This is a genomic window from Geomonas sp. (assembly GCF_035254065.1).
Classification (GTDB): Bacteria; Desulfobacterota; Desulfuromonadia; order Geobacterales; family Geobacteraceae; genus Geomonas.
Window position 1 is genome coordinate 1 of the sequence record NZ_DATFBA010000362.1, and the last position, 8,238, is coordinate 8,238.

Annotated in this window: 8 protein-coding genes; 4 read left to right on the forward strand and 4 right to left on the reverse strand. The window is 63.7% G+C overall.

Annotation, left to right across the window (positions count from 1 at the left end):
• The 4 genes from VJ604_RS16820 to VJ604_RS16835 form a co-directional block, all read right to left on the reverse strand.
• On the reverse strand, positions 1–839 hold an 839-nt coding region (locus VJ604_RS16820; protein WP_324084546.1), incomplete at its 3' end, for a sulfatase-like hydrolase/transferase.
• A 67-nt stretch (positions 840–906) separates the two neighbouring features.
• Positions 907–2,214, reverse strand: a complete 1,308-nt coding sequence (locus tag VJ604_RS16825; protein WP_324084547.1) for an OmpP1/FadL family transporter — start codon at positions 2,212–2,214, stop codon at positions 907–909.
• Between the two features lie 425 nt (positions 2,215–2,639).
• A complete protein-coding gene (locus VJ604_RS16830; RefSeq protein ID WP_324084548.1) occupies positions 2,640–3,128 on the reverse strand; it encodes a hypothetical protein in 489 nt (162 codons plus the stop codon).
• A gap of 153 nt (positions 3,129–3,281) precedes the next feature.
• Positions 3,282–3,548: a hypothetical protein gene (locus VJ604_RS16835; protein WP_324084549.1), complete on the reverse strand. Its 267-nt coding sequence runs from the start codon at positions 3,546–3,548 to the stop codon at positions 3,282–3,284.
• A gap of 306 nt (positions 3,549–3,854) precedes the next feature.
• On the opposite strand from VJ604_RS16835, the gene VJ604_RS16840 reads away from it, so the two are divergent.
• The 4 genes from VJ604_RS16840 to VJ604_RS16855 all read left to right on the forward strand — a co-directional run bounded on the left by VJ604_RS16840 (position 3,855) and on the right by VJ604_RS16855 (position 8,039).
• Positions 3,855–4,844, forward strand: a complete 990-nt coding sequence (locus VJ604_RS16840) for an AI-2E family transporter (RefSeq protein WP_324084550.1) — start codon at positions 3,855–3,857, stop codon at positions 4,842–4,844.
• An 84-nt stretch (positions 4,845–4,928) separates the two neighbouring features.
• Complete coding sequence (locus VJ604_RS16845; RefSeq protein WP_324084551.1) at positions 4,929–5,300, forward strand: hypothetical protein; 372 nt, start codon at positions 4,929–4,931, stop codon at positions 5,298–5,300.
• Between the two features lie 10 nt (positions 5,301–5,310).
• A complete protein-coding gene (locus VJ604_RS16850) occupies positions 5,311–7,011 on the forward strand; it encodes a SulP family inorganic anion transporter (protein ID WP_324084552.1) in 1,701 nt (566 codons plus the stop codon).
• On the forward strand, positions 7,008–8,039 hold the full coding sequence (locus VJ604_RS16855) for a hypothetical protein (RefSeq protein WP_324084553.1): 1,032 nt from the start codon (positions 7,008–7,010) through the stop codon (positions 8,037–8,039). Before VJ604_RS16850 ends, VJ604_RS16855 begins: the two co-directional genes overlap by 4 nt.
• Positions 8,040–8,238: the final 199 nt, after the last annotated feature.

Below are 8,238 nucleotides of genomic sequence, written 5' to 3' on the forward strand. Positions count from 1 at the left end.
GCGTGGGTGCCGCCGGGGGCGTAATAGACGAAGAACGGCTGATCGGGCGTCAGCGTGTGCATCCGGTTCATGTAGCCGATCGCCTCGTCGGCCATGGCGGTGGTGAGGTTGTAGCTCGGGTTGTCCAGGAACGGGTAGATATAGGTGGTGTTCCTGGCCAGGTTGGCCGGCTGCCACTGGTTGGTGTCCCCGCCCATGAAGCCGTAGAAGTACTCGAACCCCATGCCGGTCGGCCACTGGTCGAAGGGACCGGCCTCCGAGCAGAGATAGGCGGGCGTGTTGTGGTTCTTGCCGAACCAGGAGGTGTGGTAGCCGTTGTCGCGCATGATGCGCCCCACGGTGGCCTTGTCCTTGGTGATCACGCTGTCGTAGCCGGGGTAGCCGGTGGCCTGCTCCGAAATTACCCCGAAGCCTGCCGAGTGGTGGTTGCGGCCGGTGATCAGGGCGGCCCGGGTGGGGGAGGAGAGGGCGGTAGAGTGGAAGTTGGTGTAGCGCAGACCGTTCTGGGCGATGCGGTCCAGGGCGGGGGTCGGTATCACCCCCCCGAAGGTGCTCGGCACGCCGTAACCGGCGTCGTCCGTGATGATCAAGAGGACGTTGGGCGCCCCCTTGGGCGGCACCACGCGTGCCGGCCAGTACGGCTTGGACTGCTGCGCGGTATCCTTGATCTCCCCTCCGAAGGGCTGGGGTGGCGCCGGGATCTGCTTGCCGTCGATCGCCACTGTGGCGCTGGGGGCGCCGGGGGGCCCGCTTATGGTTTCCGCCACGGCCGGTGCAACTGCCAGAAGGGCCGCGCTATTGACCGCCAGCATCGCCGGTACCACTGCTCTATGCTTCATACCTCCTCCTTTTCCTGAAAAACGGTACCTACACCCTACATCGTTTATCTCGCCAGCCGGCGTCGGGCTAGAACTTCCAGGTCACGTTGGCTGAGAAGAACTGGATCGACATGTTCGGATAGCTGCCGCTCAGGTCGCCACGGCCGCCCAGCGCCACGGGAAGCTGTCCCGACTTGTCGATAGCGGGGTTGCCGGAGTACAGGTACTCGTAGGCGACGCCCAGGTCCACGCTCTTGGTCAGCGCGCACTGCCCACCCAGCGCGAAACGCCACGCCCAGCCAAGCGGCAGGGAGGGGGAGCGGTTGGCGTCATCCATCATGGAGCTGTCGTAGGCGACCCCGCCGGTGATGAGCCAGGGGGGTGCGATCCGGTACTGGGCGCCCAGCGCGCCGTGCCAGGTGTCCCGGTACTTCAGGTTGGTGGTGAGCCCCGTGGGGTTGCTGGTGTTGGCAAGCGAGACGTCAACCTTGCCGAACTGGGACCACTGCTGCCAGCCGAAGTTGCCCAGGATGGCCCAGCGGTCGTTCAGGTCGTGGTAGAAGCTGGTCATCACGGCCTGCGGCACCGTTACCCCCAGGTTGAGGTGGTTCGAGTAGAGCCCGCGCTGTGCCAACAGGCCGGTGATGCCGGGACCGGTGCCGCTGAAGTCGGTGCTCGGCGAAAAGTCGAGCTTGATCGGCGAGGTGTAGGTCACCCCGAAACGGGTGCTCGGGGAGAGTTCGTAGAGGAGCCCCGCGTTGGCGCCGACGCCCCAGGCGGTGTCCCGCAAGTGGAGCTCGCCGTCCCCCAGAGCGGGATCGGCGTTGTTGATCGCCACCGTGTTCTTCAGATAGCCGAGCATGATGTTGGGTCCCGCCCCGATCGAGAGCTTGTCCGTTATCCGGTAGGCGGCCACCGGCAAAAAGGAGAGTCCCATCAGGATCGCCTCCTTGGCGTAGTAGCGGCCGACCCAGTTGCCGTCGTACCAGAGCCCGAGCCCGAAGTTGGAGAACATGCCGAAGCCGACCGCGAAGTCGTCGTTGACCTTCCAGGTGGCGAAGCCGTTCAGGCCGGGGAGGGGGCCGACCGCGTTGCCCCCCTCGTTCCCCCTGACGGTGGTGCCGCTGTCGGGCTCGAACTCCGCGTGGCCGTAGAGCAGGTGGCCGCCCAGCAGGAGCTGCTTCCCCTTCAGCCGGGTGATCCCCGCCGGGTTGGTCAGCACGGTGCCCGGGTCGTTGGCGCGAGCCGCATAGCCGGCGGAGGCGTAGCCGGTGTCAGGCGTGCCCACCTCGTACATGGTGAGCCCGCCGCCCAGAGCCTGCAGCGGCGTCAACATGGCGAGGAAGATGGGGACGGTGATGAGGCGTAGGAGCCGTTTGTGCCAACTGCCGCTCATTTTCCCCTCCTGCCGTAGCGGGGCGAGCATCGGTCGCCCCGGCTTCCGGCTGGCCGCGCCGAATCCGTCAGCTTTCCTTGGCGCCGACCCCGTTACGGCCTCGAAAATTCACCAGCAGAGCGTCGACCATTGCGATGTGGGCGACATTTCACCTGCCGTAATTCTCGTTTTCGCTTCGATATGTGTGCCAATAGCTGATGTTACCAGGCAAGTCTGCGGGATTTTTCACAAAATCGGTGGGCAATGCAGGTGGGAGGACAGTAAAATGGGGCGACATGTCGTCTTCGGGATGAAATGCCGTCCCGGAAAGGAGAATTTGAGGATGGGGACGAAGGAAGAACCGTGCAAAAGAACAAGAAAGGGGCCGCGCTCAATGCCGCGGCCCCTTTCTTCGTTGCTGAGGTCACACGTCCCCGGACTTGGGGTTAGCGGACGCTATTGAGAAGAGGAATCGAGATGCCGGGAATGGGAGGGGGCGCTGCCGGTGCACCCATGTTGCCCGGGACGACGCCACCGACAGCTCCCAGTCCGATCGAGCCTTCCTCACCCACCGCTGCCGGGTCCTTCTCCTGCCCGGTGGCGACCACTTCCCTCCTGGTGCTCAGGCAGACGCCACCCGCTGCAGTGGCGGCGTCGTTACAGACCTTGGCGTCCTGGTAGGTGCAGCGCTTCACGTTGCCGTAGGGAAGCACCACGCAGAAGGGGGCGCTTACCGTTTGGCGGGTGTCCGCCGTATTGACGGCACAGTATCCGTTGGCGCCGACTGCGTTTTTGCATTGGTCATAGGTGTAATACCTGCACTGCGCCCCGTAGGAAAAAACCGCGCAAAAGGGCGCCGCCAAAAGTTGCTGTGCAAATGACAAGGTAAAAACCGTGGCGAGAAAAAGTCCGATCAGCACGCTCTTCGTTTTCACGTCGTTATCCCCTTCGCTGCCCAGGTTATCTGATCCACCTCATGCTTTAGTATATCGTGGCACAGCCCAATCCGAAAGGAGGGGCGGAATTTCGGGACAAAAAAAAGGCCACGCCGGAGGGCGTGGCCTTTTTTGCACTCGTTTAGGAGCGAATTACTTCGCTGCGGGAGCCGGAGCTGCTTCCGGAGCGGCAGCCGGAGCGGCCGGAGCTGCTTCTTTCTTGGCGGCTTTCTTAGCTTTCTTGGACTTCTTAGCTTTCTTGGCTTTCTTTGCTTTCTTAGCCGGAGCTTTTTCAGCGGCCGGAGCAGCAGCTTCCGGAGCGGCAGCCGGAGCAGCCGGGGTAGCGTCAGCAGCGAAAACAACACCAGCGAAAGCAACAGCAGCGATGGCGGCAACGATGGAAGAAACGATCTTTTTCATTTCATTCTCCTGAGTAGGTTTTTTAACTTCTTGCCTTTCCTTATAGCACCCTCCATGCCAATTCCCCCGGCTGGCCGAAAAGCCTGAAAAAAGGGGATTCTCCTACGGGAAACTTCGCACCGGCCGCCGGTTTTCTGCCTCTTTTAGGGGATGCGCTACCTCATATGAGGTAAGGTCAAATCCTTTGACTTTCACTTTGGCATGTCCTAATCTACCGCGGCCGGACAAACCGTCACCGGCCGCAAGGGGAGAGGTCCCCGGCAAGGCCTTTCGGTGCACCGATTACATCTGCTTACAGGGGTGGACATGCAGAGGAATCTCCTTTCGAGCTACGTGCTCTCCGTAGTGGCGGCCGTGGTCGTCCTCAAATTCAACCTGCTCCCCACCGTGCTGGCCGGCATGGCGGTACACGTGGTCACCACCAAGCTGGCCCGCCGCCTGCCGATCAAAGGTGAAGGTGCCGCGCAGGAAGCCGCGGTGATCGCCCTTTCCGTGGCGGTGGTGGCGTCCTTTACAGCGGCGGGCTTCGGCCTCTATTCGGTGATGAAGGGGTTCCAGGGCTTCAGCGCACTGCTGGAGGCTTCGGCGGAGACCCTGGAAAAGGTCAGGCAGTCGCTGCCGGAGAGCATGGCCATCGCACTTCCCGCTTCGGCGGACGAACTGCGGGAGAACGCGGTCTCCTTCCTCAGGGAAAACGGCAAAGGGCTCTCCTCCGCCGGGGCGGCCGGGGTGATCACCTTCGTCCACATCGTGATCGGCATGGTGATAGGCGGCATGACCTCGATAGCCCGGGTGAGGGTCGCCGACCACGGGCACTCCTTCCTGGCCGAGTTGTACAGCAGGGCGAGGATGCTGACCGACTCCTTTCAAAAGGTGGTCTTCGCCCAGCTGAAGATCTCCCTGGTCAACACCGCGCTGACCGCCTGCTACCTCGCCGTCATTCTCCCCCTCTTCGACGTGCACCTGCCGATGGTGACCCTGCTGGTGATGGTCACCTTCCTGGCCGGGCTGATCCCGGTGATCGGCAACCTCATCTCCAACAGCGTGATCGTGATCCTGAGCCTGGGCACCTCTCCCATGGTGGGGGTCGCCTCGCTCGTCTTCCTGGTGGTCGTGCACAAGCTGGAGTACTTCCTCAACGCGAAGATCATCGGCCACGAGGTGAACGCCCGGGCCTGGGAGCTCCTCTGCGCGATGGTGACCCTGGAAGCGGTCTTCGGCCTGCACGGCGTCATCGCCGCCCCCGTCCTCTATGCCTGGCTGAAGGCCGAGCTCACCCAGACGCAGAGCATCTGAAGAAAGGCATAGATTGCGGGAAGCTGGATATGCTGTAGCATACAAGGGAGAGATTCATGGATTAACGAGCGGGAGGACTGTCAGATGGGCAACGAGGTCGAGATAAAGTGGTTGGCTGAACCGGAAGAACAGGACTATCCCGCCGCGCTTTCCTACCTTTCCCTCACCTATGAGTGTGCCGACGCCGAAAAGATAGTCGGCAAACTGCGCCAGGCCGACGTCACCAAGTTCAAGTCCAAGGACATCTTCAGGGCCTCGGGACTGTCGCTGCTCGGCGTGAGCAACTCGCACGTCGAGAAGGACCGCAAGAAGATCAAGAGCGGCAAGTCGCTCTCGCCGCTGCTGCTCGTACGCGACCGCGCCAACGGAAAGCTGATCATCGCCGACGGCTACCACCGCATGTGCGCCGTCTACTCCTTCGACGAAGATGCCTGGATTCCCTGCAAGATAGCGTGAGGCGGGGGCCATGACCAGCGGTCATCCACGCTTCCGCTTCCCCGTCCTGCAGGGCGTGCTCCCCCTCGCCCCCTCCCGGATACCCTCCGACGTGGTGGCCGGCATCACCCTGGCCGCTTTGGCCATCCCCGAGGTGATGGGCTACACCCGCATCGCGGGGACCCCCGTGGTCACCGGTCTCTACACCATCCTCATCCCCATGATCGTCTACGCCCTCTCCGGTTCCTCCCGCCACCTGGTGGTGGGGGCCGATTCCGCTACCGCCGCCATCCTGGCCAGCGGCATCGCCGGGATGGCGGCGCCCGGCTCCCCCCAATGGCTCTCCCTGGCCGGCATCCTCGCGCTGATGGCGGCCGGCTTCCTGTTCCTGGCCCGCCTGGCCCGGCTCGGTTTCCTGGCGGACTTTCTTTCGCGGACCGTGCTGGTCGGTTTCCTCACCGGGGTGGGGATCCAGGTCGCCGTGGGGGAGATCTCCGGCATGCTCGGGCTGCCGGGGGGAGGGCACGGCACCGTCGGCAAACTCTCCGTGCTGCTCGACCAGTTCAAAAACGCCAACCTCCCCTCGTTCCTTCTTTCCCTCTCCATCCTTGCCATCCTGGTCGGCTCGCGCCGCCTGTCACGGAAGATCCCCGGCGCGCTGGTCGCCATCATCGCCTCCATCCTCGCCAGCTGGGGGCTTGGGCTGCAGGGGTACGGCGTGCGGGTGCTGGGGGCGGTGCCGAGCGGCCTCCCCGGCATCGGACTGCCGGCCGGTCTCACCGATTTTAGCCTGATCCGCACCCTGGTCCCCACTGCTTTCGCGATGTTCATCGTCATCCTGGCCCAGAGCGCCGCCACCTCTCGCGCCTATGCCACTCGTTACAACGAGCCGTTCAACGAGAACGTCGACCTGGTGGGGCTTTCCCTCGCCAACGTCGGCGCCGCCCTCTCGGGGACCTTCGTGGTGAACGGCAGCCCCACCAAGACCCAGATGGTGGAGAGCGCGGGAGGACAGAGCCAGCTCTCGCAGCTCACCGCGAGCCTCTGCGTGCTGCTGGTCCTGCTGTTCCTGACCGGCCCGCTCGCCTACCTGCCGAACCCGGTGCTTTCCAGCGTGGTCTTCCTGATCGGGGTGGAACTGATCGACTTGAAGGGGATGCACAGCATACTCCACGAGCGCCCCTGGGAATTCTGGGTGGCGCTGCTCACCGCCTGCGCGGTCATCTCGGTGGGTGTCGAGCAGAGCATCCTGCTGGCCATCGTCCTGTCGCTGGTGGTCCACACCCGTCACGGCTACCTGGTCAACAGCATGCTGCTGGTGGCCGACGATGTGAACGGCTGGCGGCAACAAAAGGCGAGCACCCCGGAACAGATCCGTCCCGGTCTCATTATCTACCGCTTCATGCACAACATGTACTACGCCAACGCGCAGGTCTTCACCGACGATGTCACGCGGCTCAGCCGGGAGGCCCAGCCGCCGCTGTCGTGGTTCTGCATCGATGCCGCCGCCGTCAACGACGTCGATTACACCGCGGCCGACGCGCTGCGCAAGGTGCACGGCTTGCTGGCCGCGCAGGGAACCCGGCTGGTGTTTTGCGAGCTGCTGGAGGAGGTGAGGGTGGAGTTCGACCGGTCGGGGCTTACCGCCCTGCTGGGCGAGGATGCCTTCTTCCCCTCCATCAAGGCGGTGCTGCGGGCGTACGGGGAAGGTGGTGATGGGAGGCCGTCATGAGGGCCAGAGTGGTCGCCGCCGCGATGGTCGTCCTCATCCTGCCCATCACCCTTGCCGGCTGCAGCGCCCTCTATCGCGGCGTGGAGGGCAACATCTACGAGAAGATGACCGTCTTCTCCATGATCGTCTTCACCGTGTTCGCCATCCTCTTCGTCCCCTTCGTTTCCGGGATAGGGGGCGACAAGGAGCTGGCACGCTTCCGCGAGGTGATCTGGAAGGCGGCAGCAAAGCCGCTGTCGCCGGCAGAACTCTCCTCCCATCCCGTCTACGTGTGGGACTCCCCGAACTCTTTCTATAAACGGACCTTCAGCACCGACGGAACGCTGTCGGAGTCGGCCATCGTCACGGTGAACGGGCTCGATCCCCCGGTGGAGCGGAGCGGTTCCTGGGCGCTTGGCGGGGACGGGGTCCTGCGGATCACCATCCACTCAACCGGCAGCACCAAAAGCTACACCCCCGTCTCCCGCGATGCCTTCGGCCTTGCCACCCTCTTGCGCCTGGAGACCGGCTTCGCGGAGCTCTGGTACCTCGGCCAAAGGGGGCTCGCCCATGCGCAGATCTCCTGCTTCGGCTACTCCAGGTCGGTTCCACCCACCGAACGGTTCAGCGCCCCGCTCGTAAAGGGCGCCACCGTCTACTGGGCCACCTATCCTCTGCTCGCCCTGGTCTCCGGCGACGAAGCGTCCGTCAACCCTGCCCTCGTCTACGGGGCGATGACCTTTCACGAGGACGGTACTCTGACCAAGTCGCGGGACAACCGGGTCGAGGGCCGCCCCGATTATTCCACCTGCCTATCCGGGACCTGGCGGGTCGATGAGACGTATGGCGTGCTGGATCTGACCATCGGACCCTACACGCGGGAGATCAAGCTCTTTCTGCGCTGCGAGGCTTCCGGCAGCTTCCTGGTGGGGACCACGGAGGGGAGCGAGCAGTGGTTCCTCGATCCTGCGCGGGGCAAGGAGCAGGTGGCCTCCTATCTCGCGCTGGGGGCGTATCTGGATGAAGGGAAGGCGGAGCTGTTCAGGTGAGCCAGCTTTTCCCGTATTGCTGACGGGCAGAGGTCCGCCGGCTTCCCTCACCCCCGCCCCTCTTCCGCCTTCGCATGGAACGCTACGGCGGACAGGCCCGGAGGGCGAGGGGTGCAGAGCCCAACACTTCATCGATTCCCTTTCTCGTGTTCTGTCCTCCACAACAGCCGTGTCACAGTTTTGCAAAAACAAAAAGTGG

Bases quoted from the DNA above. Each gene is read 5' to 3' on its own strand.
- VJ604_RS16825 (WP_324084547.1), bottom strand. From the start codon at position 2,214: ATGAGCGGCAGTTGGCACAAACGGCTCCTACGCCTCATCACCGTCCCC.
- VJ604_RS16835 (WP_324084549.1), bottom strand. From the start codon at position 3,548: ATGAAAAAGATCGTTTCTTCCATCGTTGCCGCCATCGCTGCTGTTGCT.
- VJ604_RS16840 (WP_324084550.1), top strand. From the start codon at position 3,855: ATGCAGAGGAATCTCCTTTCGAGCTACGTGCTCTCCGTAGTGGCGGCC.
- VJ604_RS16845 (WP_324084551.1), top strand. From the start codon at position 4,929: ATGGGCAACGAGGTCGAGATAAAGTGGTTGGCTGAACCGGAAGAACAG.
- VJ604_RS16850 (WP_324084552.1), top strand. From the start codon at position 5,311: ATGACCAGCGGTCATCCACGCTTCCGCTTCCCCGTCCTGCAGGGCGTG.
- VJ604_RS16855 (WP_324084553.1), top strand. From the start codon at position 7,008: ATGAGGGCCAGAGTGGTCGCCGCCGCGATGGTCGTCCTCATCCTGCCC.